This window comes from Leptotrichia wadei, assembly GCF_007990445.1.
Lineage (GTDB): Bacteria > Fusobacteriota > Fusobacteriia > Fusobacteriales > Leptotrichiaceae > Leptotrichia > Leptotrichia wadei_A.
The window spans coordinates 1415639-1436994 of the sequence record NZ_AP019841.1 but is presented as its reverse complement, the minus strand read 5'-3'; the positions used below and the strand labels follow the sequence as shown (position 1 = coordinate 1436994).

40 protein-coding genes are annotated in these 21356 nt (G+C 29.8%); 1 reads left to right on the top strand and 39 read right to left on the bottom strand.

The features are described 5' to 3' along the window. Positions 1 to 79 precede the first annotated feature (79 nt). Complete coding sequence (locus tag FVE74_RS06910) at positions 80 to 1177, bottom strand: RNA-guided endonuclease TnpB family protein (protein ID WP_147003835.1); 1098 nt, start codon at positions 1175 to 1177, stop codon at positions 80 to 82. 472 nt (positions 1178 to 1649) lie between these two features. On the opposite strand from FVE74_RS06910, the gene FVE74_RS11565 reads away from it, so the two are divergent. Beyond that, entirely contained in the window at positions 1650 to 1790 is a 141-nt protein-coding gene (locus tag FVE74_RS11565) for a hypothetical protein (RefSeq protein WP_172617459.1), read from the top strand. Between the two features lie 126 nt (positions 1791 to 1916). Here the strand turns inward: FVE74_RS11565 and FVE74_RS06905 are convergent, their stop codons facing one another. The 38 genes from FVE74_RS06905 to FVE74_RS06760 all read right to left on the bottom strand — a co-directional run bounded on the left by FVE74_RS06905 (position 1917) and on the right by FVE74_RS06760 (position 21352). Then, a complete protein-coding gene (locus FVE74_RS06905; RefSeq protein ID WP_420028889.1) occupies positions 1917 to 2687 on the bottom strand; it encodes a P-loop ATPase, Sll1717 family in 771 nt (256 codons plus the stop codon). A gap of 10 nt (positions 2688 to 2697) precedes the next feature. Then, a complete protein-coding gene (locus tag FVE74_RS06900) occupies positions 2698 to 2958 on the bottom strand; it encodes a hypothetical protein (protein WP_147003833.1) in 261 nt (86 codons plus the stop codon). 887 nt (positions 2959 to 3845) lie between these two features. After that, entirely contained in the window at positions 3846 to 4058 is a 213-nt protein-coding gene (locus tag FVE74_RS11950; protein ID WP_232053899.1) for a hypothetical protein, read from the bottom strand. Next, on the bottom strand, positions 4033 to 4326 hold the full coding sequence (locus FVE74_RS06890; protein WP_232053898.1) for a hypothetical protein: 294 nt from the start codon (positions 4324 to 4326) through the stop codon (positions 4033 to 4035). The genes FVE74_RS11950 and FVE74_RS06890 overlap by 26 nt, the downstream gene beginning before the upstream one ends. A 554-nt stretch (positions 4327 to 4880) precedes the next feature. Then, entirely contained in the window at positions 4881 to 5255 is a 375-nt protein-coding gene (locus FVE74_RS06885) for a M15 family metallopeptidase (protein ID WP_147003832.1), read from the bottom strand. Positions 5256 to 5293: 38 nt separating this feature from the next. Further along, positions 5294 to 5800 carry a glycoside hydrolase family 108 protein gene (locus tag FVE74_RS06880; protein ID WP_232054107.1) on the bottom strand — a complete coding sequence of 169 codons (507 nt, stop codon included), beginning with the start codon at positions 5798 to 5800 and terminating at the stop codon, positions 5294 to 5296. 17 nt (positions 5801 to 5817) lie between these two features. Then, on the bottom strand, positions 5818 to 5943 hold the full coding sequence (locus FVE74_RS12140) for a hypothetical protein (RefSeq protein WP_269447643.1): 126 nt from the start codon (positions 5941 to 5943) through the stop codon (positions 5818 to 5820). After that, positions 5897 to 6694, bottom strand: coding sequence for a hypothetical protein (locus FVE74_RS06875; RefSeq protein WP_232053897.1), 798 nt, complete (start codon positions 6692 to 6694; stop codon positions 5897 to 5899). The genes FVE74_RS12140 and FVE74_RS06875 overlap by 47 nt, the downstream gene beginning before the upstream one ends. A 51-nt stretch (positions 6695 to 6745) precedes the next feature. Next, a complete protein-coding gene (locus tag FVE74_RS11945) occupies positions 6746 to 7720 on the bottom strand; it encodes a hypothetical protein (protein ID WP_232053896.1) in 975 nt (324 codons plus the stop codon). A 526-nt stretch (positions 7721 to 8246) separates the two neighbouring features. Next, entirely contained in the window at positions 8247 to 8456 is a 210-nt protein-coding gene (locus FVE74_RS06865) for a hypothetical protein (RefSeq protein ID WP_147003831.1), read from the bottom strand. A gap of 81 nt (positions 8457 to 8537) precedes the next feature. After that, positions 8538 to 8936: a hypothetical protein gene (locus tag FVE74_RS06860; protein WP_147003830.1), complete on the bottom strand. Its 399-nt coding sequence runs from the start codon at positions 8934 to 8936 to the stop codon at positions 8538 to 8540. A gap of 114 nt (positions 8937 to 9050) precedes the next feature. Then, positions 9051 to 9329: a baseplate J/gp47 family protein gene (locus tag FVE74_RS06855; RefSeq protein WP_147003829.1), complete on the bottom strand. Its 279-nt coding sequence runs from the start codon at positions 9327 to 9329 to the stop codon at positions 9051 to 9053. Positions 9330 to 9411: 82 nt separating this feature from the next. Further along, entirely contained in the window at positions 9412 to 9714 is a 303-nt protein-coding gene (locus FVE74_RS06850) for a hypothetical protein (RefSeq protein ID WP_147003828.1), read from the bottom strand. 12 nt (positions 9715 to 9726) lie between these two features. Further along, entirely contained in the window at positions 9727 to 10104 is a 378-nt protein-coding gene (locus FVE74_RS06845) for a hypothetical protein (RefSeq protein ID WP_147003827.1), read from the bottom strand. Positions 10105 to 10113: 9 nt separating this feature from the next. Continuing rightward, positions 10114 to 10662: a hypothetical protein gene (locus tag FVE74_RS06840; RefSeq protein ID WP_147003826.1), complete on the bottom strand. Its 549-nt coding sequence runs from the start codon at positions 10660 to 10662 to the stop codon at positions 10114 to 10116. 246 nt (positions 10663 to 10908) lie between these two features. Further along, entirely contained in the window at positions 10909 to 11142 is a 234-nt protein-coding gene (locus FVE74_RS06835) for a hypothetical protein (RefSeq protein ID WP_147003825.1), read from the bottom strand. A gap of 107 nt (positions 11143 to 11249) precedes the next feature. After that, positions 11250 to 11525, bottom strand: a complete 276-nt coding sequence (locus FVE74_RS06830; RefSeq protein WP_147003824.1) for a hypothetical protein — start codon at positions 11523 to 11525, stop codon at positions 11250 to 11252. Positions 11526 to 11682: 157 nt separating this feature from the next. Beyond that, a complete protein-coding gene (locus FVE74_RS11560; protein ID WP_172617458.1) occupies positions 11683 to 11856 on the bottom strand; it encodes a hypothetical protein in 174 nt (57 codons plus the stop codon). 198 nt (positions 11857 to 12054) lie between these two features. Next, entirely contained in the window at positions 12055 to 12189 is a 135-nt protein-coding gene (locus FVE74_RS12135; RefSeq protein WP_269473146.1) for a hypothetical protein, read from the bottom strand. Further along, a complete protein-coding gene (locus FVE74_RS11555) occupies positions 12186 to 12341 on the bottom strand; it encodes a hypothetical protein (protein ID WP_172617457.1) in 156 nt (51 codons plus the stop codon). Before FVE74_RS11555 ends, FVE74_RS12135 begins: the two co-directional genes overlap by 4 nt. A gap of 29 nt (positions 12342 to 12370) precedes the next feature. Further along, positions 12371 to 12709, bottom strand: a complete 339-nt coding sequence (locus FVE74_RS06825; protein ID WP_147003823.1) for a hypothetical protein — start codon at positions 12707 to 12709, stop codon at positions 12371 to 12373. A gap of 75 nt (positions 12710 to 12784) precedes the next feature. Beyond that, the gene (locus FVE74_RS06820; protein ID WP_147003822.1) at positions 12785 to 13030 is read right to left on the bottom strand and encodes a hypothetical protein; all 246 of its coding nucleotides are present in this window, start codon (positions 13028 to 13030) and stop codon (positions 12785 to 12787) included. 105 nt (positions 13031 to 13135) lie between these two features. Continuing rightward, positions 13136 to 13282, bottom strand: coding sequence for a hypothetical protein (locus tag FVE74_RS11550; protein ID WP_172617456.1), 147 nt, complete (start codon positions 13280 to 13282; stop codon positions 13136 to 13138). 159 nt (positions 13283 to 13441) lie between these two features. Next, on the bottom strand, positions 13442 to 14212 hold the full coding sequence (locus FVE74_RS06815) for a hypothetical protein (protein WP_147003821.1): 771 nt from the start codon (positions 14210 to 14212) through the stop codon (positions 13442 to 13444). A gap of 32 nt (positions 14213 to 14244) precedes the next feature. Beyond that, complete coding sequence (locus FVE74_RS11545) at positions 14245 to 14418, bottom strand: hypothetical protein (protein ID WP_172617455.1); 174 nt, start codon at positions 14416 to 14418, stop codon at positions 14245 to 14247. A 170-nt stretch (positions 14419 to 14588) separates the two neighbouring features. Further along, a complete protein-coding gene (locus FVE74_RS11540) occupies positions 14589 to 14753 on the bottom strand; it encodes a hypothetical protein (RefSeq protein ID WP_172617454.1) in 165 nt (54 codons plus the stop codon). Next, entirely contained in the window at positions 14750 to 15682 is a 933-nt protein-coding gene (locus FVE74_RS06810) for a phage tail tape measure protein (protein WP_147003820.1), read from the bottom strand. Before FVE74_RS06810 ends, FVE74_RS11540 begins: the two co-directional genes overlap by 4 nt. A 263-nt stretch (positions 15683 to 15945) precedes the next feature. Beyond that, positions 15946 to 16167 carry a hypothetical protein gene (locus FVE74_RS06805; protein WP_172617453.1) on the bottom strand — a complete coding sequence of 74 codons (222 nt, stop codon included), beginning with the start codon at positions 16165 to 16167 and terminating at the stop codon, positions 15946 to 15948. 74 nt (positions 16168 to 16241) lie between these two features. After that, the gene (locus FVE74_RS06800; protein WP_147003818.1) at positions 16242 to 16460 is read right to left on the bottom strand and encodes a hypothetical protein; all 219 of its coding nucleotides are present in this window, start codon (positions 16458 to 16460) and stop codon (positions 16242 to 16244) included. A gap of 85 nt (positions 16461 to 16545) precedes the next feature. Beyond that, a complete protein-coding gene (locus FVE74_RS06795) occupies positions 16546 to 17094 on the bottom strand; it encodes a Rha family transcriptional regulator (RefSeq protein WP_232053895.1) in 549 nt (182 codons plus the stop codon). A 102-nt stretch (positions 17095 to 17196) separates the two neighbouring features. Next, complete coding sequence (locus tag FVE74_RS11535; RefSeq protein ID WP_172617452.1) at positions 17197 to 17340, bottom strand: hypothetical protein; 144 nt, start codon at positions 17338 to 17340, stop codon at positions 17197 to 17199. 68 nt (positions 17341 to 17408) lie between these two features. Further along, positions 17409 to 18095, bottom strand: coding sequence for a hypothetical protein (locus FVE74_RS06790; protein WP_147003817.1), 687 nt, complete (start codon positions 18093 to 18095; stop codon positions 17409 to 17411). A gap of 179 nt (positions 18096 to 18274) precedes the next feature. Next, a complete protein-coding gene (locus FVE74_RS06785) occupies positions 18275 to 18706 on the bottom strand; it encodes a phage protein (protein ID WP_147003816.1) in 432 nt (143 codons plus the stop codon). A 15-nt stretch (positions 18707 to 18721) separates the two neighbouring features. Further along, positions 18722 to 19870: a hypothetical protein gene (locus FVE74_RS06780; protein WP_147003815.1), complete on the bottom strand. Its 1149-nt coding sequence runs from the start codon at positions 19868 to 19870 to the stop codon at positions 18722 to 18724. After that, entirely contained in the window at positions 19870 to 20334 is a 465-nt protein-coding gene (locus FVE74_RS06775) for a hypothetical protein (protein ID WP_147003814.1), read from the bottom strand. Before FVE74_RS06775 ends, FVE74_RS06780 begins: the two co-directional genes overlap by 1 nt. Then, positions 20318 to 20698 (bottom strand): hypothetical protein, encoded by a 381-nt coding sequence (locus FVE74_RS06770; RefSeq protein ID WP_147003813.1) that lies wholly within the window; start codon positions 20696 to 20698, stop codon positions 20318 to 20320. The genes FVE74_RS06775 and FVE74_RS06770 overlap by 17 nt, the downstream gene beginning before the upstream one ends. Continuing rightward, entirely contained in the window at positions 20698 to 21120 is a 423-nt protein-coding gene (locus FVE74_RS06765; RefSeq protein ID WP_147003812.1) for a hypothetical protein, read from the bottom strand. The genes FVE74_RS06770 and FVE74_RS06765 overlap by 1 nt, the downstream gene beginning before the upstream one ends. Next, complete coding sequence (locus FVE74_RS06760; protein WP_068157229.1) at positions 21071 to 21352, bottom strand: hypothetical protein; 282 nt, start codon at positions 21350 to 21352, stop codon at positions 21071 to 21073. Before FVE74_RS06760 ends, FVE74_RS06765 begins: the two co-directional genes overlap by 50 nt. Between the last annotated feature and the right edge of the window lie 4 nt (positions 21353 to 21356).

The window sequence follows — 21356 nt, the reverse complement described above, 5'->3', positions numbered from 1 at the left end:
TGGGAAGTATCTGCTTTTGTTAGCCAAATATATTTACCAAGCTCTTCGGGCAGTCCCTGCCCTGTTTTCTTTTATTTTCTTAATATTCCAACATCGCTTTTCCAATGTTTTTTATATTCAGTGCCGCATTGTAATCTCTATCAATTTCAATCCCACAGCACTCACATTTATAACTTCTTTCTGATAATTTCAGTTCCTCTTTAATATTTCCACATCTACTACAAGTTTTCGATGACGGAAACCATTTATTTATCTTAAAAAATTGTTTCCCTAAAAACATCAACTTATACTCAAGCATTTTCAAAAACATTCCCCAGCCATTATCTCCTACACTTTTACCAAAATTTAATGCCTGACTCATCCCTTTCATATTCAAATCCTCAACAACCACAGCATTATATGTTTCAGACAATTTTTTCGACAATTTATGCAAAAAATCTCTTCGGCAATTCTTGATATACTCATGCAATTTTGATATTTTCGCTTTTTGCTTATACCAATTTTTAGAAAATTTCACTTTTCTCGATAATGATTTCTGTAATTTTTTCAATTCTTCTTCCAACATCCTAAAATATTTTGGATAATCAGCTCTTTGGTTTTCAGAACTGACAAATAATTCAGACATTGAAAAATCAAGTCCTGTTACTTTATCATTACTAGCTACCTTTTGAATTTCCTTTTTAAATTCCGTCAAAATAGAAACATAGTAATTTCCATTACTGTTTGTCAATGTTACTGATTTTATCTTGTAATCCTTCGGTATTTCTCTATGATATTTTAATTTAACTTTTTTCAATTTTGGCAAAACCAAGTATTTGTTTTCTTCAATTCGTATCGAATTGTTCACACAATTTGTCGTATAACTTTTGACACTATTTTTTTTAGATTTGAACTTTGGAAACTTTGCTCTCTTTTGAAAAAAATTTGTAAACGATCGTTTTACATTCAATTGAGCATTTGAAAGTGCCAAGCTGTCTACTTCTTTTAAAAATTGATTTTCACTTTTCAAACTGGCAGGTGTAATTATTTTATTTTTTCCAGTTTCTTCATAAATTTTATTAGCGATACACAAAATCGTATTGTAAACAAAACGAACACATCCAAAAGTCTTATTTATCAATAATTTCTGCTCTTTATTTGGATAAATTCTGTATTTGAATGCTAAATTATATTTCATAAAATTACACCTCCTTTTGATTTTGAATATTATTTCTAATTATTCCTTTAGAAATTTTATTATTTATAACTTCTCTTCGATATTTTATACAAAAATTATATCATGGATGTATCCTTTTTTCAATAAAAAAAAGCAATTCATCTCCCACTTATAGAAGTCGGAGACTTCTTGCTATCTTTTTGTTAAAAAAATATTCAATAGCTTTAATAAAATTTCGTAAAATAAAAACCCCTGAAAACCAGTGTTTCCAAGGGTATATAAAATAATACAAATACAATTATCTTTTTGAGAATTTTTAACAGTATTCAAATACCTATAAAATCAATATTTCTTGTTTAATTTGTATATTGTGCGTATATTGTAATTTTGCACTAAAAAACTCTAACAATATTCGCAGTATTGCTAGAGTTATAAACATATTTACTACACTTTCATTTTATCACAGATAAATTGAAAAGGCAATGGAGTTAAAATGAAAAAAATCAAAGAAAAAGAAATTAAAAATTTAAATGAACTTAAAATAAAAGTTCTAAAAGAAATGGATCTTAAAGAGTTAAAAGAATTAAAAATTGAAATTGAAAATATAATAAAAGAAATTGAAGAAGAGCCTTAATTGGCTCTTGTTTTTTGGTTGACATTTTAAGAAAATATGCTATAATTAAAACATAAATAAAACTGATAAATACTTTTAGTATATCGCCTTGTGATTCAGCAGCCGCTTAGAATTGCAAGGCATTTTTTAATTATTGCTATCTGGATTATATAATTTTAGATGATTTCTTAATCCGTAGTTTATTGCTACAAAACATTTTTCATCTAATAAATATGAACCATCAATATTATAATTTAAAATATTTTCCTTATGTCCATTTTGTATTTGCACAATATTTATAATACCTAAATCGTATAATTTCTTAAAAAAATTCAAATAAAACTCTTTTTGCTTCTTATCTATTCTATTTTCTTTTAAAAAATCTTTAATGATAAAAGCACTCTTATTGAATTTTTTTATTTTATTGAATATATCCTCTATTTTTCTATTATCATAAAATCCGGATAATTCATTTTTGATTTCTTGATACAAATAATTGGAATAACCATATTCTTTATCCAACGTTTCATTAATTATAGGGATTTCTGGATTATTTTCAAAAACATATTTAAAGAATGCAACTACATCTCTTGGTCTGTATCTCGTTTTGTTTAATATATATTTAAAAATTTCTATTTTCTTTTTATTGTTTTTTAAATTTATTCTTTTTTTGTTACTTTCAAAATATTTTTTTATAAACTCAGAGTCAGATTCATTGTCTTCTCCAAGTCTCTTTTTTATTACTTTTAATAAGGTCCGTCTATCCCATTTAAAGGTAATTGATTTATCTTCTTTTATTTTGTTTAAATCAGGAGAATTTAACAATTCAAATATTTCTGTTCTCAAACATACAAAAATATCGAGATTTTCATATTCATAATTTAATCTTTTGGTTTCTTCTAATAACGAAAGTAATATTCTTTCATTTTCAGTACCTTTTCAAACTTAGAATCCAATTCATCAAAAAAATTCCTATTCCAAATGTACATTCACTCAAAATTGATGATGTTTTTTCTTCAAAATCTTCCAAAAAATCATAGTATTCTGCTTTTACAGAACTTTTCTGTTCTTTTAAATTAAATCTATTTTTTATAGTAGAAAATAATTTTTCAAGTAAATTGGTTTCAATTTGTGTTTCGATTTCTCTTTCTATAATTTTACTTATTATCTTATCAGAAGATAGGTTCAAAAGAAAACTATTTTTTTGCAAAAATTTATTTATTAACTTAAGATTTTTCTATTTTCTCCATTCATTTTTCATCTTTTATTCTCTTAAAGATTTCAATAAAAATCATAAATTTCCAAATCATATCTAATTCTTTTCTTATATTTTCTATCTTAGTTTTATCTAATTTATTCAAAATAAGATAAAACTTTTCCATATTGCAATTAATAATTTTAAAATTATTTTCTTCTTTAATTTCTCTTACTTTTTTTTAAAAATATGTTTTTCCTGTGCCTTTATATCCTAAAATTAAAATTTTTCTTGTTTAATAAAATCATTCACATTGAAAACGTCCTCATAATATTTTAAATCTTCATTTTTCCCATCTATTTTAAAATCTTTTACAATATCCTCACTTATCTTATTGATACAAATTTTGACCAACTCCTTTATTTCATTTTCTTTATTATTTTACATCATTCTTTTACTTTTACAACTACAAAAAGACAGTCAATCAACTGTCTAATATATATTAAAATTCTTATTTACTGGTGAGGGATTAATGGTGCTGTCAACTTTTCTACCTGAAACTCCCTCATACCGCACCATTCCCTAAATTAAAAATCATCTTCATAAAAGTACTTCCTTTTTCATATGCATCGATAAAAATGCAGAGTATACTACTACATTTATGATTATTTTCAATAGAGATCCTCCAGATAGGTTGATAACTAATTATATCACTACTTTCTTAGTTAGTCAATAAAAGACAGGGCAATCTTTACGACTGCCCTATATAAATATTCCTATTCTTTTTTTTTATTTTTTTCTTATTAGCTTTTACAGTCTCATCTGTTTCTTCAAAAACTCCGAAACGATCAAATCCCACTATCATGATTAAGACTATTGCATTAGTCCCAATCAAAAGATACAAATCCTCTCTTTTGATTTTCTTCTATGTAACTAAAAAGCTGCTCAGGATATTTATTCCTTAATTCTGTTTTTATCATTGTCAAATTTTCTTTTCTTTGATATCCTCTTAATTTTAATGTCAGAACTGAGTTTAAAAAAACTAACCCTAACATTACTATAAGAAATTTACGACTTCTGTGATATGTTTTCATTTTTATCACTCCGTTTCTTCACAAATCCAAACTTTTCCAGTAAAAGTTCCAAAAATCCAGTGCTTATACCATATCTTTTCTGATTTACTGTTTCTAGCAGAGCTTCTCCGAAAAATCCCAAGACAGGACTCCACGGATACAGAAACCCAGCGTTGAAATGACCCACCACTTTATTAAGGGATAGAGCAATCGCCATTGTCATTCCAGCGACGGCTATACGCTTAACATATGGTTTTACTGGCTGATTGTCTACCATCTTCTGTGCCACTACTCCAAACAGCACTCCTGAAAAGAAAAGTATAAGAAAAGTCCGTGATTGTCTATTATTACTTTTAAGTCCTCTATCATTAATTATGCTCCTTATATTCCTATTGCTGTTTTTTCTTCTCCAAGTATTTTGTGTATTATTTCATCCACATTTACAGTTTTTTCAAGTGCTTCAGCACCTTTCAGTAATAAATCTTCAGTAAAGCTCTCAATATCATCAGGAATGTATGGGTTGTTTATCTCCTGTGCCTTTTTTACAAATTCCTTAAACTTTCCAAAAGTTATTTTTAACAGCTTCTAGTTTTCTATTCCTTTTTTAGCCCCAAAGATTATCTCCTTTTCTAGTATTTCTTTTCTAGTGAAATCCACTAACATCCCTATTAAAATTACTTGTAACTGTTTATCCATTTTTATCTCTCCCTTTTCTTATTTTAATTAACATCAATTTTAAGCTATCCAGCAAGCTATACAACAAACTTTATCTTGCTAGCCAACCTATTTATCCAAAATTATTTTTAACGTTCAAATTCAGCTTGTATTCAAGCCATTTGCACATTATTTTAGTTCAAAATGTGGCGTATCTTTCTTTTTCCAGTTTCCACCCCATCCGATGTTAATGTTTTTGGATTTTGCAACTGCCAAGATATGATCTGCAACATCTTTCAATCTTTTAACATCGTAACCTTCCTGTTCTGAAAATTTTCGATAACTTCCGTTTTCATAAACTCCTGTTAAAAATATATCAACTGCATGTCCAAATCCATCACTTTTAATTTGATGATTAGATTTTGAAGTAACACCATTGGCATATGTTACAATTTTCCCTGGTTTAGTTCTTCCTAACGCAAATAATGCTTTTTGTTCTTCTGTTGTTCTTGCTCCACTCGTAATTCTAAAATCATACGGACTGTTTTCAATTGCAGCTTTCATTACTTCAATATTTCTTATTTTCAGTCCCTACATTTTCCTTATCCCAATCTTTCAAATACTCCTCCTTTCTCTGAACTCTGTTTAACCAACCTGTCAAAAAATCTTTCTTGTGTTCTGTCAGCTTCAACTTTTCCTTTGTAATAAATTCTTTGTAAATTATGATAAACTTCCAAAAATTTTTCAGGATCTGCCGAATTTAATGCTTCCAATGTTTTGTTTCCGATTATTCCGTCCACATCAAGATTTGCATTTGTCAATTGGTTTATAGCAATCTGTGCGTTTTTTGTTCCATTTCTGCCGCTGTTTACAGCCCAGTCGCATATAGATAAAGCCACTTTGTCATTTACAACTTTATCTAGCATGTTTCCTAAGTAATATTTTTTTAGATATATATTTTTTGCAAAATCTATTGTTAAATCTTGCATATCTCCCTTATATCCAAAGTCTCTTGCATCTTCTTCAGTTATTCCGTATTTTGTTTTTCCTCCAGCATCATATTTATCATTTGAGTATCCACCTTCAACTTTTAGTAAATAATCAAATATTTTTCAAATCTATTCATCTACATCACTTCCTTTATTTCTTCAACATTCAATATTATGTTGTCTTCTTCAAATTTTACTCCAACAACTTTATATTTTTTACCATCCAATTCTATTTCTGTGCATATCAATTTTTCTATATTCATTCAAATCACTCCTCTTAATTTTGAAAAAATCTTTTACGTTTAAATCCAACATTTGTTCAATAGTGTATCTGCTGATTCCAACTACTGCCATTTGCTCTGCCATGTCAGCAATTTCTAAAATATCCTGAATTTTTTTAGCCAAAACTTTTAATTCGGGGGCTGTCCAATTCAATAAACTCAACCATTTTTTATCATTTTGCACTTTTACTTTCTCGATTTTATCTTGTTCCAAAGTCCACATTAGCGACATTTTTAACGATAAGCTGTTTCTATTTCTTTCGTTATTTTCAAATGTGTATTTTTTACCATCTTTTTCGATTTCGAGAGATTGATTTAAAAAATTTAATTTAGCTTCTGCTAAGTCTTTTAATGCTTTTTCCCTTAACTCTTTTAATTTTTTATTCAGTAAATCATTATCGACTTTCCAAGTATTGCCATTTTTATCCCAGATACTCCAGTCATTTGGTTTTGCGATTGTAACTATTGTTTCACTAACCTCATCCAAATAATTTCCATCGCTTAAAACTGTTTTACCAGCTTTTATTTTCTCCACTTCTGTCATTTCTCTCAACTCTCCAGTTTTTTTGTCCAAAGTTGGATTTGAAAGTAAAGATGTTGAGAATTTCATAGTTTCTTCATTCCAGTCAGGATAAAACAAGTTCGGATTTTTTTTAAATTCCTCTGCTGTTGTAACTGTCGGTCGTGCTATACACTCCATTGTTGCGATTAAATAAATGTAAATTACTGCCATTTTATCACTCCTATTTTATTATTTTTTTTTTTGATTTTATTCTGTGCTAACTTATGAATTTATACAGAATTTTGAAAAATATTTATTGATTTTATTGACTTTATTAAACAATATAGCTAACCGAAAAATAATACTAGCAGAATTAACCGTTGCGCCTTTCCATTTACCAATCCCATTAGGTTCAATGTAAACCGCTCCGTTGGAGACGTTGTACTGTGATGCATTAACCGAAAGAAATGTCTTGGGCTTAAATCCGTCTGGAACTTGGAAAATGACAGTACCATCATTAATCCCACTTAATGCATTACCACTGTCAAAGATGATGGTTACAATATTCCCAACTTTTTCTACAATATTACATGTAGTTCTTCCAGCACCAATTGCTTCTGCATGAACGTAAAGTCTCGCTTGCTGAACTTTGGATAAATTTTCCACTTTATCGGAAATTGGTTTATTACTTATCGCCCTGAATTTCCCTGAATCGTTGTATGTCAGACTGTTGTCTTCAATACATTCGTAATAGAATTTCATAACATTATCATAATAAAACTTACCTTTCGTTTTATTGCCAATGTCCTGTATGTTTCCGCCGAATTGTAATCCTAGAATTTCAGCTAACCGATTTCCTTCCAATGCCGTTCCTTTTTGTGATCCGTACAAAGTGCTATCTGATAAAACAAAAGAATTGTTTTTGAAGTTGAGCAAATATTCCTTTTTGTCTTTCAAAATCCCTTTGTCAATCTTATCTAACATATTATTTTTTAATTGATAGATCTGATATTCTGCACCACCTAATTTTAAAAATACATCCTCAAACTGATTTTCTCCATCAATTCTAATTAACAATTTTAATCCGTCAAATACACCAAATTCTTCGATTCCAGTCAATGCAACTTCGTAGATATCTTTGTTAGTTCCAACAGTTCTAATTGTATCTAGAGTATGCACCAACCCTTTTTGTAAATCATTCATGACTTGTGCTGACAATGTTGTCCCAACTTGAGTTGCTGTTTCTTCACCTTTCAAATATGCCTAACCAATCCAGCACCAACATCGTTTGCACTTTCAACTTTGTAAACATCTAAATTCGTTCCTATCCAATCCTTTATTTTTTTTAACATCTATCTTACTCCTTCTTGTGTAATTACATTTATTCTTGCTAAATTACTCTCATAACTTTTTTGTTGCAAAATCTCATCATAAAAGCTATCCTCTATTTTAAAATTCTTTTCGCTCCAACAAAGGCCCCATTTGAAATATAATTAGCTGTTTGCACCTTATATTTAAAATCAACAGTTATTTCCACCTTTCGCTCTTATTTCGAGCAAGATATTTAAGATACTCTTTTATATATGCAGACAGTCTTTTATTCAATATAATGTAAATGCTTCCTGCTTTTCTTTATAAAATTGTGTTTCAAAATTTCCGTTAAAACTTCCATTTTAACTTTAAAATCTATGTTTTTAACTTTATCTTTTATAATCCCTTCTTTAAAATAAAAATATTTTGCTCATAATTTTCAATTATAATCTTGAGCACGTTTAAGATTGTTTCAAAAGTTGCATTTTACTTTTCCTTGAAATTTCAGCAAGTATTCTTTTCTATAATTTTCATCTTTTTCGTTCGTGTCCCTTTTCAAATTAAAAGATGTTCCAAATTTGTCCAATACGTAACCTTCCGCCTCCATAATGTTTAAAGATTTCAAAAGTTCATATATTCCTTTACTTGCTTGTCTTACTTCTTCTAAATATAAATTTAACAAAAATAATTATTGCTTCCCCTGTCTCTTCTGTACATATGTGGAAATCTACTTATTATTTCATCTGTATACTCTTCGCTACTCTTAAACATAAATTACCTCGATATTATTTTCGTTTATTTGAAATTTTTGACCAACTGGGACTGTAAATGTTTTGTCGAAATTTTGTATTTCAACATCGGATTCTGTTAATCCCATTTTCAAATTTATTTTTCTTATATCGTCAATTCCTAACACTTCTGAATATGTCTTTAAATAACTAATAGATTCTCCTGTTTTTAGATTATTAATATAATTTAAAATTTCCTGTTGTATTTGTTTTGTCCAACGACTATCTTTTTCATCTAAATTTTTTGTTTCCAAAACTTCAACTTTTATTAATAACGTACTATATTTTATGATGTTATATATTATTTTTCTTTCAAATACACCTCTTTTTATTTTTTTTTCAAAAGTTTGTGCATTAGAATCTGCGAGAGTCAATATGCCATCTGCTTTCAAATCTAAAATAGTTTCAAAATTTTGTCATCCGGTGTTCCTTCTAAAATATTTTAACTGTTCCAGCTTCAGTAGCTGGCTCAGTTTCAGGATCTAATATCAACACATTTTAATATTTTCCAAAGCCATTAATCCGTTATATAATGCTGCATGTGTAGCGGTTTGTTCAACTGTTTCCTTTCTTTTAAGTCTTTCCCTATAAAGACTATCACTCTCATTATTTGCACCACCAGTTACATCCGCATCATTTGTAATTTTAGCAACTCCTTCATATTCAGTCGTAAAAGTAACATCACTTGTGATATTGCTTTCTTCTCCGATTTCAAGAGCCTGAATAAATCCTATTCCGTAATACTCATTATTATCTAATTTATCCAACGCAACGTTTGATAATAGTCTATATTCTTTTCAGCATATTTAATAATTGTTTGTGCTGGTATAACTCTATTCTTTTCTCCTATTATTTTAACCTGTCCGGTTGCATAAGCCCTGCTTCCCGTGGAGTTCTCAGTAAAGTTCCAAAGAAATCTAAATATATTCCTGTTGCTGTATTTAGATTCATTTGATTATTAAATTCTAACAATTCTTCCCATATTTGTGATAATTCATAGCCTATCGCTTCAGAATGAATCCCTTCAGGAGTATTAAAATCTAAAATATAATTATTATCTTGTAATCTTGCTTTGTACCTATTTTCTATATCTTTCATAATATCTGTAAAACTTTTTAACACAAATCCCTTTTCTGTTACTCCGAAATCCATCGTTCCTCCTTTCTAAAACGCTAAAGTCTTTCCATTTTTCAATAACATTTCCACTTTAAAATTATAGTTTCCATTTCTATTTTCAAAATCACTTTCAAACTTTGTTATTTCTGCCACATCTTCATCCGACAAAATCGTTTCTTTGACCTGGGCCTCTATATTAAATTTTTCTAATAAATTTCCTATTTGTCCATTATTTTCATTTCTTTTAAGCCAATAAATACCTTCATTCTTATGCAAAAACCATTCGTTAAAAAATAACCTTAATTTATTTTCCAAACGTAATCTTATTTTTTCTAATTCTGAACTTAATATAATATTTTTACCGATTGCAACATCTATTTCTTTATCATCATTTTTTTCTGTTAGCCAACTTTCTACACTCTCCATGATATCCTCCTAATCCAATGGTAATCCACCATTTGTATGAGTTAAAAATGACTTTCCACCAATTGTAGCGTCTCCACTAACTTCTAAACTTCCGTCAACTTTAACAGGCCCACTTATACTGATTGAACCACCTTTTATATTGACACCGCTATCATTTATTGTTACAAGCGTTCCACCATAAGTGATATAGAAGTCGTTAGATATGTTCTTTTCTGCATCACTTGTTATTTGTCCAACTACAACGGCATTATTTATATCAAATTTTGCACTAGAGTTCGGCTCGCAAGGTTCAGAAGCGTTTCTTGCATTAAATGTATCATGTTGGCAAAAAGCTACTAAAACCTTATCATTCGCAGCCAATGGAGCATTTACTTTGCATTTACACCCCCAAAAAATCGGAGCAATTGGAACATTTTCAATTATTTCAACTTCATCACGTGTGCCAAAAAGTTCAGGAATATCTAACATTTGTATACTACAGCTCATGTTAGAGTTATCTACTTCAACAATTTTAGCTATTGCAAAAGTATTCAAATTATCAAATCTTCCACTTATCATTGATTCTATATGATCTCCTGTTTTTTTCTCACTTTTTACCTCCTACTCCATATGTTCTCACTATTCTATCCCAGTCTTTTTTTCTTTTTATTTCCGCTACTTTTTGTAGTAGTTTTTTTAGTTTCTGTGTTATTAGATTTTTAACCTCGTTTTCTTTTTGCTTGTTTTTTTAGTATTTTTTCATTTTTCTTACTCTTTTATCGTCTTTTTTTTTTTGCTTTTTTTCTTTTATTTTTAGATGCTTTCTCATTTTCCCTTTTTTTCCAGAAACAATTTCGATTTCATTAGCTTTCTTAGCTTCTTCATCATCAAATTTAGTTTTATTTCCAACTCTGTATATGCATCGCTTTTAAAATTAATAACGTGCTTACCTTTTGTGATAAGATACTCTCCTTTAATTTCAAGTTGCTCAAATTCCTTTTTTAAATCTAAATTAATCTTAAAACCTTCTTGAAATCTATGATCAAATATACTTTTCAATGTATAAGTACCGTCATTTTCTTTTACATCTTGAAATCGATTCGGATCAAATTCTAAAATACCTCTATTTATCTTATCTCGTGGTTGAAAAGTGACAACTCCATTTGTTATAAAAAAACACTTTTAGTATCTTTTGCTATTTCTTTAAAGATGTGTTTTACGTTGTTATGCATTGTTTTTCCGTCTTTATAATCAATATCCTTACCAAGCTCTATTGTCCCAGCTTTTAATTTATCCAATTTTGATAAAATTAATTTTATTATTGTGCTAGCTTTTGTCCCTTTTCCAGTTTTAAGATTTATTTTTGTATCCTTGTATTCATCATTATAAGTATTACAAGTTATCTCAAATTTCTTATCAGCGTTGCTCCAACTTCCTTTCAAACTCTCGATAATCCCTTTATAGATAACACCAATATCTTTATTTACTCCATCATTCCAATACCCAGCTTCAATAACTACTTCAACACCTTTTTTTAATTTTTAATCATTTCATCTGTTAAATTATAAATAACTATTTTAGCAATATTAGTGCTTTCTGTTATATCAAATTCAGTTTGTATCTCGAAATCTGGCGAATAATCAACTCCATTTTCAATTTGAAATCTTTCAAATTCAATTTCCTCTGTTTCATCTCCATTTTTACTTTAAAAGTTACTTTTGCATATCTGTCCCACAAAATATAGTAATTATCATTTCCTGTGTTCTCAGCCATTAAACCACCACCATAATATCCTGTAATATTCCAGCTGTCTCTGTTGTAAACTCAACATCAAAGCCATTCAAATTAATTGGCAAAGCTATCATTTTAACATTTGGGATTCTTTATATCGTCTTCTGCACAATAAGAACAAATCTTCGTATGCATTAATTCTTTGACCCATATGTAAATTTTCGTTATCAGTATTTACATCTAAATACCAAAGTTCTTTATATTGTAAATTTCCAATATAACTAACAACGTTTCTTCTCCATCGTCTAATAAAATTCTGTAACTACTTTTTTTATTTTTCTTATATAAAATATCAAAACTATATAATTTTCTCATGCTTTAATATCTCCTGTTCTAGGATCATCTCCAAGTCCACCTTTCATTGATTCACTCATCGAAACTTCAGACATTTCTCGATTTTGGGTATTAGTCTCTGGATCATAAGCACTCGTTGTAGTCTTTCCGTCAGTTGTAGTAAATTTTAACAAGTTTACTTCTTTTAAATTTATCGAAACTTTTATACTAGTATAATTTTGATAATTTTCGAGTAACTGACACTAGTTATTGCAAGTGGAGCATAAACCTTATCAAATTTAGTATACATAAATGTTGTATAATTTCTTTTTTTTGATTCTTTAACTAATTTCTCGAGTTCATCTTTCCATTCTTTACCGTGTAAAATTACCTCAATTTTTAATGTATATGGATTCACAAACATATTTTCATTAAAATTATCTTTTAAATACGATTTGTAGCCTGTTATTTCATTATCTTGACTATAATCGGTCGAAATTACTAAAAGAGGTATAGTACCTAAAAATCCATTAGGTTTTATGCCAAAATATTTTAAATACATTTTTCAAGTCTATCTTTTGTGCTTCAAATCCTGCAATTGCTTTTTTAAAAATCTAATACTTGCATTCTATACCTCCTAAACTATTCCTAATTTTTCAAGTTCATTTTTTAATTCGTTTAGTGTTTCATCATTTCCATTAACATTAAATACAAAATGATTATTATTTGTAACAACTGTTCCACTGTCTTTCAGTCCACCACGAGTATTAGCTTTAATAGATTTTAAATTGTTTAACATATCGTTAGTTGTTGTGTTTCTTGCAACCATTGAGCCGTTTGGCAACCAAATAGCTTCATCTCCATGCTCATCGATAGTAGTCATTCCCCACCACCTTGTGCTGGAAATTATTAGTTCCCACCGCTTTATGTCCTAAATTACCTAAACTTGCACTTTGATATGTTAAAGGCTGCGGAGTGAACGCTACTCCTATTGCTTTTGCTGTGAAGCAGTTTTAGATTTTGCAAGAAATTCTGCCATTCTCGATATTGCAGTTCCTAAAATACTAATAACTCCTCCAATCGCTCCTGCAATTACTGAACAAGCCTCTGAAATAATTTTTTGGCAGCATTCCAAACTGTATTAACCGCATTTCTAAAAGTTTCGTTTTATTATAAAGCTCAACAAGCCAGCCAATAAAAGCCCGATCGCAGCCCGATTGGACCTCCTAATAAAAGACCGGCGATTGCTCCTACCGCCATTTCCCAATGTTCTTTTATCTGATCCCAAATTGCATTAACACTCTCTAAACCAACTCACGTTGTTATATAACCAAACAAGTGCTATACCGATTGGTCCGCCTATTAAAAAACCTCCTAAATAAGACAATATCATTATCCAGTGTTCTTTTATAAAATCCCAAGCCATATTAACACCATCTCTAAACCAAGATACGTTATTATATAGCCAAGTAAGTCCCGTCCAAATTAGCATTATAGCACCTATTATTGCCATTGCTATTAAAACGTATGGATTTAAAGCTGCAACTGCATTAAATGCTGATTGTGCCGCAGTTAAAGCCCATAATATACCTATTCCAACAGCTAATCCTAAAAATACAGTTCCCCAGAATTTAACAGTCTCTTTGTTTTCTTCGACCCATTTGGTCATTTCGCGGACTCTTTCTGAAAATTTATCTACTTTTTCTTTAAAAGATTCTAATTTTTGTTTAACTTCATCAGCTGTCATTCCCCAAATTTGCGTTTTATCTTTTGCATCTTCTGATTTTGTACTAAATCCAAATAACGCACCTACAACAGCCATTATCAAGTCGCTGATTGCTCCTAATGCACTTCCTAAACTTTGCAATGTAGCCGTCCACACTTTGTTTACGTCAGCATTTTGTTGCAAATAATCTTGCCATTGCTTAAACATATTAAATATAACTACTAAACCAATCGCCAATAGTCCGTAAAGAACTATTTTTAATAAGCTAACACTTGCAATAGCTTCTTTTATCCCAGAAATGAAAGGCCCAATGCTTGACTTCATTTTATTAAATACCATTTCTCCAATTACTAAAGCTCCCAAAATAGAAACTAATTGCAACAGCCAAGGCGCTTTTCTGCTACCTGTCCAATTGCTTCAGCTATTCCCATAAATAACCCTGCAACCGGAACTAATAAAGGCTCTAATGAATCAAATACCGCTGCAAACGTGCTTGACATTGTTCCCATTAAAGTTTCAACCGCTCCTGCACTTCCTTGCATCATAAAGTCACTCAATTGCTTAGCTACTACTATTTTTTATTTCGTTTTGAAGTTTTTTTAAGTCTTCTATACTTCCATTCAATAGCGTATTGGCGGCTCTACCTCCTTGTACTCGAATATAGCTTTTAATACTCCAGCTTTATCCGCGTTACCCATTTTGTCAGTTACACCTTTTAATCTTTCAATAATTGAAACCATATCTTGTAAATTACCTTTTCATCTGTAACCTTACCAATTAAATCTTCAAGTTTCCCACGTTTTTTAAAATCTTTTAAACTTTCAAACATTTGATTTAATCCAGTACCTGCTGTTGACCCTGTTAATCCGTTGTCATTCATTTTCCTAACATCGCATAAACTGTTTCAAGTGGCACTCCTAATGCTTTCCCAGACGCTCCAACATACTTAAATCCTTCTGCCAATCTAGGTAAATCAGCAGCTGTATTTTTAGATGTAACAGCTATCATATCAGTAACTTTTTGAGCCTCTTTCGCAGATAATTGATAAGAGTTCATGTGCATTTTAACCATTTCAAGAGCTGGTGTTATATCCGAATTAAACGCTTGTGCCAAATTAGCAGCTGCTGGTATGATTTGTTTCATTTCGTCTTTTTTAATTCCTAACGTTGCTCCAGCATTAATAGCCTGTGCAACATCTAAGTTATTAAATTTTGTATCTCCACCAACTTTTTTTGGTAGTCGCCTATACTCTTTTAAATCAACACCATATCCACCTGTTTTGGCAGAAGCGCCACGTAATTCATAATCAGTTTGTCCATATTCCTGCAACGCTTCCATTCCAGCCTGTGTAATAAAACTTCCTGCCTTATACAATGCTCCATCCCGAACTTTATTTAAAAGCCCTTTAACTTTTTTTATTGCACTGTCAGCACCTTTAGCCACGTTTCCAAGAGGATTCTTAACCGACTTTCCAACTGCTTCTTTGACTTTGTTCAAATCATCCATTTTCTTTTTAGCTTCTTGTGTTTCTTTTTTTACGTTATCCAATCCACTTTTTACAGTTTTGCCAGTTCCAAGAGTTTTCATCATATCCTGAGCCATTTTCATTTGAGATTTGAGTTTATCCCCTTGTGCCTGCAAGTGCTTTTGCATATGTTGCATCTGCTTATTAAAATTATTTAAACTAACCTTATCTAATGTTTTAGCTAGTTTTTCAGCTTCTTTTTGCATTGATTGTATCCATTGCTTTGCATTTTTATCTTTAATAACAAACTCTAATTCATAAGTAACTCCTACTCCACTAGCCATTTATTTCCCTTTCTTAATCTTTTTTAGTTCTTTTTCTTTTGCTTTTTGGATTTCTGTATCATAAAAACACATTTTCAAAAAAGTTTCAAACTCTTTTTCAGAGATTTTATTTTCATTATATTTTTTAAAAAACAAAAGAATTAAAACTTTTAAAATTGTCATTTATTTCCAATTGAAATGCTAAATTTTCAATTTCTGTTATATCTTTTAACATTTCGTCTTTATTAAAATATATTTTCCCTTCATGAAAAAATGCCGGATTCCTATTTAAGGAAGGGATTTCTTACCACTTCCAATAAAAATACACCTAATCCAATGATTTCGCTTGATGGAAAATCCTCAATGTTAAATCGTGGTAACAAGTCATCATTATAAAAACAATCAACTATATCGCCAAAATCAAGTACTCCTTTTCCAGTTACTGGATCAAAATCCATTTTTGAATATTTTGACGCTTGCTTTGTAGTGGGATATGTACAAATCACATCCTTTGGTTTTCCGTCCCAGTCAACCAAAGTGTGCTTAAATATTTGTCTAGGTCTTAAGCCACCTTGCTGTTTTATTCTTCTTCTTTCGGCTTCATTTCTTCTTTTTTTAACTTCCCTTTAGCCGTTTCCTCTGTTGCAATAGCTTCAATCGTTGCTGCTTCATTCTTAACTTCTTTATTTTCAACTGTTATATTTTCATTATCTTGTGTAATAGGTGGCAATCCAGCCATTTCTCTTGACATATTAATTGCTTTTTCTTCTTCTTCATTATATTTTCTTTCTAAATTCATTTTATTTCTCCTTATATATTTTAATTTTATTTTTTGTAATAAAAAAATCACAATCAAATTAATGACTGTGATTTAGTGTTTCTATTTAATTTTCAATTTGGTCTAGTAAATTTTCAACTTCAAATGTCATTCCAGAAAGCTCGTCAATCTGATTTGTTATCATTGCCAAGTCCTGAGAAAGTTTACATATTTTTCTATAAGTATCACTTCTTACTTCATTAGCCTTGTTTGCGATTTCTTTTATCTTAGCCCAATGAACTGCTTTATCAAGTGGTATTGAAACTTTGTCACTTTTTGGCATTGGTAACAATCTTTGCTGATTTAACAATCTTTCCATTCTGTTAAATTCGTTTATGTAAGCCAGTTTGAATTTGTTGTGTCCTTGTATATTGAACATATAAAGGATAAATCCGTCCTTGGTTAAAAGATATTCACGATAGTTTCTATTTCTGCTATCCTTGTAATTACTTGTGAAAATCAATCTACCCAAATCTGGGTTGATTAAAATTTTATCAATGTCTCTTAAAACTTTTTCGTGCCTTTTATCCAATGCTCTTGCAATAACTCTACTACTTACAACTAATCCGTAATTTTCATGTCTTTCTACTTTTACTAAATCCATAATGTTTTCCATTAAATTTCCTCCTAAAATATTGTTTTTTAGAAGTCAATATGGTATAATTCTATTGATGAGGTAGAAATACCATAAGACTTCTTTGCAAAGAGGTCTTATTTTTTATTTCTCCTCACTTTCCAAATCTTTTTTTATCAAATTTAAAATATATTCTTTTATCCCTATTCCCATATTTGTAGCTTTCAATTTAATATTTTTGTGTAATTCCGAATCTACTTTAAATGATATATTTTTCTTATTTTCCATCTTTAACCTCCTGACTTTTATATTTTACACGTTTACACGTAAAAAGTCAAGAACTTTTTTAAAAATTTTTATTTAAAATTTTGTTTCACTTCTTCAGCGATTGTAGGCATTACAAATCCAACTTCAATCATATCATTATCAACATCCAATTGTAGTATTTTCATATTTCCACTTGTTTCACCATCACTCATAGGATAAAAAAATTGTAGTGCCATACTTTCATATTTTAAGTTTCTCATTTTATACTGTTTGTTAATTTCATTTATATATTTTCTGGCATCTCTAAACATTTCTTTAACCATCATATTTTTGGTAAAACCACCCTTTGCTTGAATTTCTAATACAACACCTACATCAGTAGCTACTATCTTTCTAGTTTTTGGAAACTTTCTTTTTATATTATCTTCAATTTCTTTGTAAGGGTCTGTTTCGACTTCAGTTGCTTTTGCTTCAGCCTTTGGCTCTTCTTTCTTAACCTCTTCCTTTTTGGCTTCGACTTTCTTAACTTCTTTTTTCTCTGCTGTTTCAGTTTTATTCCCTGAATTTGGAGAACTAACCATCGCTAAAAACAAAAATACAACTGCTAATACGGAATCCAGTTTATCCCTTTTAGTTCTTTCGCTTTTAATTTTCTTTTTTGCCTCTTTCTTGCTCATAGTTTTTCTGTATTCTTTAATTTTAGGAATTTCTTTCAAGCTGAATCTAATTACCCTAACATAGAAATATATACAGGCTATCCAAAATATTAAAAACATTTAATATCATTCCTCCTTAAAAATAATTTACTATATTATACACTATTTCTAAGAGAAATTAAAGAATAATTTTAATTATACCATTATCCCAAACTTAAAAAACAAATATTTTAGTTTTCACAGTCATTATTCAATTGCCATTGTCCTTATGATTTTATTTCCTTTGTTAAATAATTTTTCTACATTACAAGTTCTCTGCTTTCTGCTTCAAACTCCCATGCTCTTGCTTCAGTTCCACTTTCGTTTGCATATTTTAACGCAGCTTTTTTCTTAAATGAAACACCATTATATATATAAGTTTCATTTGTATTTGTATCAGTTATTACCATAAACATTGGAAACGGTCCTTTATTTGCTTTCCAAAGTTTGTGCAATCTTTCCATTGTTCTGTGCTCGCTGCTTCCGTAAAGTAAACTTAATGTGATAGATACACTCTCGTCGACTGATACATTAACAACCTTTTGCCCACAACTCGCAATTGTTGAGCTCGAACTTTCTGTGTTTGGATCATCCTCAAAACCATCTTCATGTCTGCAAGTAATTGCGTAAGGAATACCTGCAGCAGTTAACACAATTTTAACGTTATCCACATTATATTGTTTTGTTGACATTTAATTTACCCCCTTTTATTTATCGAATACAATTTCTCCATCTGTTGTGATTGTTCCTGTTAATGCTAAATTTCTCACACCATTTAGAAAAGTTACTCTTAAATCAAATTTGAACTTACCTTCTCTAATTGATTCTTGTGTTAATTCACTAACTGTTAAATGACCTAATTTTATACTAAACTCATTACCGTTTTTATCTTTTTGCATTATTGTTCCAAAATAACTTCCAGCATTATCAACCATAAACATTCCAGCACTTGCCCCTTGTCTACAACGTTCTCTAATGATTGATTCAATCATTAATCTTCCAATATCATTCAAAGGTATTTTGTCTTTTCTCACCTGGAATATTGTTAAATCTTTTTTTAAACCATCTCTCAACCAAATTTCAATTAATTTCAATTCGATAAATGTTTTATTATCAGAATTAAGTCCATTTACAATATGAAAATAACCTTGAGTTGGTTTAGATAAGTAATTTAATCCAGCGTCCCAAAAAGATTTTTGCTCAGTTTTTGTAAAATTTTCTTGGACAAAACCAGTTATTTGAGTCGAATGAACAATATAACTTCCTAAATCTTTATATCCTATTGTTCCACCAACCAAGGCTCCTGTAAGCCAATTTCCTTTAGCTAAATTTTTAGTTCCTTCAATTACAAACGCAACGTTGTTCACATTATTTTCTGTTTGTAATTTTACAGCTTCAGCTGCACTTCCTACTTTTTCATAATCAACAGCTATAAAAAATTGTTTATCCTTATCAGTTTTTGCATAAGATACTATACTGTTAATATACGTTTTTTCAGAAACAATATCCATGTTAGTAATCCAGTTAGTGACTTCAAAAGCGTCCTCATGATTTATATATGTATTCATAAGTTCTGTAAATGTTGCTGCTGTATTATTCCCATAAACAACTACATTTAACGGTGTATACGCTTGCGAATATGCACTAGCTATTAATTTATAAAAATTATGATTTTCATTTAATCCACTGATGTTTAATTCCAATAAATCGCCAGGTTCTGTAATAAATGTCGGCGATATTGCAAAATCTTTTGTAAAAAACATCAAACTTCTGACATCAGCATAAAAAGCTCTGTTATTTTCTGATTTAATTTGTACATTATTCAAAGTATTTAAATCATTTCTCTGTATTGCCATTATTCCTCCTTAAAATTTTTATTTATATAATGTTCTGCGAAATAACTAAACTGCAAAACTTCCTTGTAATATCTTCTACCCATAAAATTAAAAGTTGTTTCCTGGATTTTGTATACTTTTCTAACTTTCCTTTTATGTTTTCTTTCACCAAAGTAATCATTTGTTGCTTTTGTATTAGCTAAAAATAAATAAAGCACATCGAAATCATTATGTTTTTCTCTTGATTCTAACGTCAAGATAACTTGTATTTCTTCGTCATAACAATATTCATCATTGCCGAAAGGAATTGGATTCCCTGCGTCTTCAATGTATATATTATAAAAAACAATTGGAAATTTGAGTTTTTCATATTGCTCAGCAAGTATCTCGTCTCTTTTATCTTCATTTATGATTTGATTTATACCAAACTTTTTGCAGAACTCTTTTATATCGGTCACAAGTTCTTTTTTAATTTCGCTTGTCATCTATATTCAGCTCCATTCTCAAAAATTCCCCATAATTTTCCTCAATATTTAAAACCCTGTAAATCACATCTTTATGCTTTATTTTTATACCTTCCGATACTTTAAAATCTTGATTATCATCCAAAATATAATATCCCTCTTTTTTATTCGATAAAAAACTCCCGTCCATACTTTGTGGAAACGATGAATTGTGTTTAGGTGTCAGTATAGCCATTTTTACTGTCTTTTCTATTTTGTTTTGAATAGGATTGCCCATTTCGTCAAATTCAATCTCAGAATTTTCTGAATACACAATCACATCATCTGACAGCTTTTCTATAACTTTCAAAGTTTTTTTAATAGCTGATTTTGTTTTCCTATCCATTATCCACCACCTCTACCGACAATTCTCCCCCCGTTAATTTTAGCTGCAATATTGCTCTTAAAATGCCCAGTTTCAATCATTGGATTATTAAATCCTTTTCTTGCGATCGTCACAGGACTATTTGGAGGACTTTTTATCCTTTCAATCATTGATTTATATCTTGTACTAGCTTCGGTTCCAATTTTATTCGTCATTGCTGCAACATCAAAACTTCCGTTTATAATCCTAGCAACTCCTTCTTTAAAGTATCTAGCAGCCATTGGATTAAATTGTTCAAAAGCTTTTTGGTTATAATTCCACCCAGGAACTCCACGACTTGAACCACTATCCAATACATTTGATAATCCAAAAGCATCAAATCCACCTTTGACACTATAATTCGTTACCGTTCCCACTTCTATCTTTTGAGGATTCATTGCCAACAACTTCTCCAAATTTTTGTTTTTTGGTTTCTGTTTCACTGTTAGTTTGCAAGGCATCTTTATCACCTAAATTTATAATCTCTATTTTTAATTTTCTTTTTTCTATCTCCTGTTTTGCAATATTTACTCTTCGTTGAGTCAAATCTAATTCATTGTCACCAACATTTAAAAGTATATGATTCAACTCAACAAGTAATATTTCTTCTTTTTCTTTGTTTTTAAAATTAAACATTTCA

Bases quoted from the DNA above. Each gene is read 5' to 3' on its own strand.
- FVE74_RS06910 (WP_147003835.1), bottom strand. From the start codon at position 1,177: ATGAAATATAATTTAGCATTCAAATACAGAATTTATCCAAATAAAGAG.
- FVE74_RS11565 (WP_172617459.1), top strand. From the start codon at position 1,650: ATGAAAAAAATCAAAGAAAAAGAAATTAAAAATTTAAATGAACTTAAA.
- FVE74_RS11950 (WP_232053899.1), bottom strand. From the start codon at position 4,058: ATGAAAACATATCACAGAAGTCGTAAATTTCTTATAGTAATGTTAGGG.
- FVE74_RS06885 (WP_147003832.1), bottom strand. From the start codon at position 5,255: ATGAAAGCTGCAATTGAAAACAGTCCGTATGATTTTAGAATTACGAGT.
- FVE74_RS12140 (WP_269447643.1), bottom strand. From the start codon at position 5,943: ATGAATATAGAAAAATTGATATGCACAGAAATAGAATTGGATGGTAAA.
- FVE74_RS06875 (WP_232053897.1), bottom strand. From the start codon at position 6,694: ATGGCAGTAATTTACATTTATTTAATCGCAACAATGGAGTGTATAGCA.
- FVE74_RS06850 (WP_147003828.1), bottom strand. From the start codon at position 9,714: ATGGATTTCGGAGTAACAGAAAAGGGATTTGTGTTAAAAAGTTTTACA.
- FVE74_RS06845 (WP_147003827.1), bottom strand. From the start codon at position 10,104: ATGGAGAGTGTAGAAAGTTGGCTAACAGAAAAAAATGATGATAAAGAA.
- FVE74_RS06840 (WP_147003826.1), bottom strand. From the start codon at position 10,662: ATGATAAGTGGAAGATTTGATAATTTGAATACTTTTGCAATAGCTAAA.
- FVE74_RS11560 (WP_172617458.1), bottom strand. From the start codon at position 11,856: ATGGCTGAGAACACAGGAAATGATAATTACTATATTTTGTGGGACAGA.
- FVE74_RS12135 (WP_269473146.1), bottom strand. From the start codon at position 12,189: ATGAGAAAATTATATAGTTTTGATATTTTATATAAGAAAAATAAAAAA.
- FVE74_RS06825 (WP_147003823.1), bottom strand. From the start codon at position 12,709: ATGTATTTAAAATATTTTGGCATAAAACCTAATGGATTTTTAGGTACT.
- FVE74_RS06820 (WP_147003822.1), bottom strand. From the start codon at position 13,030: ATGACTACTATCGATGAGCATGGAGATGAAGCTATTTGGTTGCCAAAC.
- FVE74_RS06815 (WP_147003821.1), bottom strand. From the start codon at position 14,212: ATGGTATTTAATAAAATGAAGTCAAGCATTGGGCCTTTCATTTCTGGG.
- FVE74_RS11545 (WP_172617455.1), bottom strand. From the start codon at position 14,418: ATGATGCAAGGAAGTGCAGGAGCGGTTGAAACTTTAATGGGAACAATG.
- FVE74_RS11540 (WP_172617454.1), bottom strand. From the start codon at position 14,753: ATGAATGACAACGGATTAACAGGGTCAACAGCAGGTACTGGATTAAAT.
- FVE74_RS06810 (WP_147003820.1), bottom strand. From the start codon at position 15,682: ATGGCTAGTGGAGTAGGAGTTACTTATGAATTAGAGTTTGTTATTAAA.
- FVE74_RS06800 (WP_147003818.1), bottom strand. From the start codon at position 16,460: ATGAATTTAGAAAGAAAATATAATGAAGAAGAAGAAAAAGCAATTAAT.
- FVE74_RS06795 (WP_232053895.1), bottom strand. From the start codon at position 17,094: ATGGAAAACATTATGGATTTAGTAAAAGTAGAAAGACATGAAAATTAC.
- FVE74_RS11535 (WP_172617452.1), bottom strand. From the start codon at position 17,340: ATGGAAAATAAGAAAAATATATCATTTAAAGTAGATTCGGAATTACAC.
- FVE74_RS06790 (WP_147003817.1), bottom strand. From the start codon at position 18,095: ATGTTTTTAATATTTTGGATAGCCTGTATATATTTCTATGTTAGGGTA.
- FVE74_RS06785 (WP_147003816.1), bottom strand. From the start codon at position 18,706: ATGTCAACAAAACAATATAATGTGGATAACGTTAAAATTGTGTTAACT.
- FVE74_RS06780 (WP_147003815.1), bottom strand. From the start codon at position 19,870: ATGGCAATACAGAGAAATGATTTAAATACTTTGAATAATGTACAAATT.
- FVE74_RS06775 (WP_147003814.1), bottom strand. From the start codon at position 20,334: ATGACAAGCGAAATTAAAAAAGAACTTGTGACCGATATAAAAGAGTTC.
- FVE74_RS06770 (WP_147003813.1), bottom strand. From the start codon at position 20,698: ATGGATAGGAAAACAAAATCAGCTATTAAAAAAACTTTGAAAGTTATA.
- FVE74_RS06760 (WP_068157229.1), bottom strand. From the start codon at position 21,352: ATGTTTAATTTTAAAAACAAAGAAAAAGAAGAAATATTACTTGTTGAG.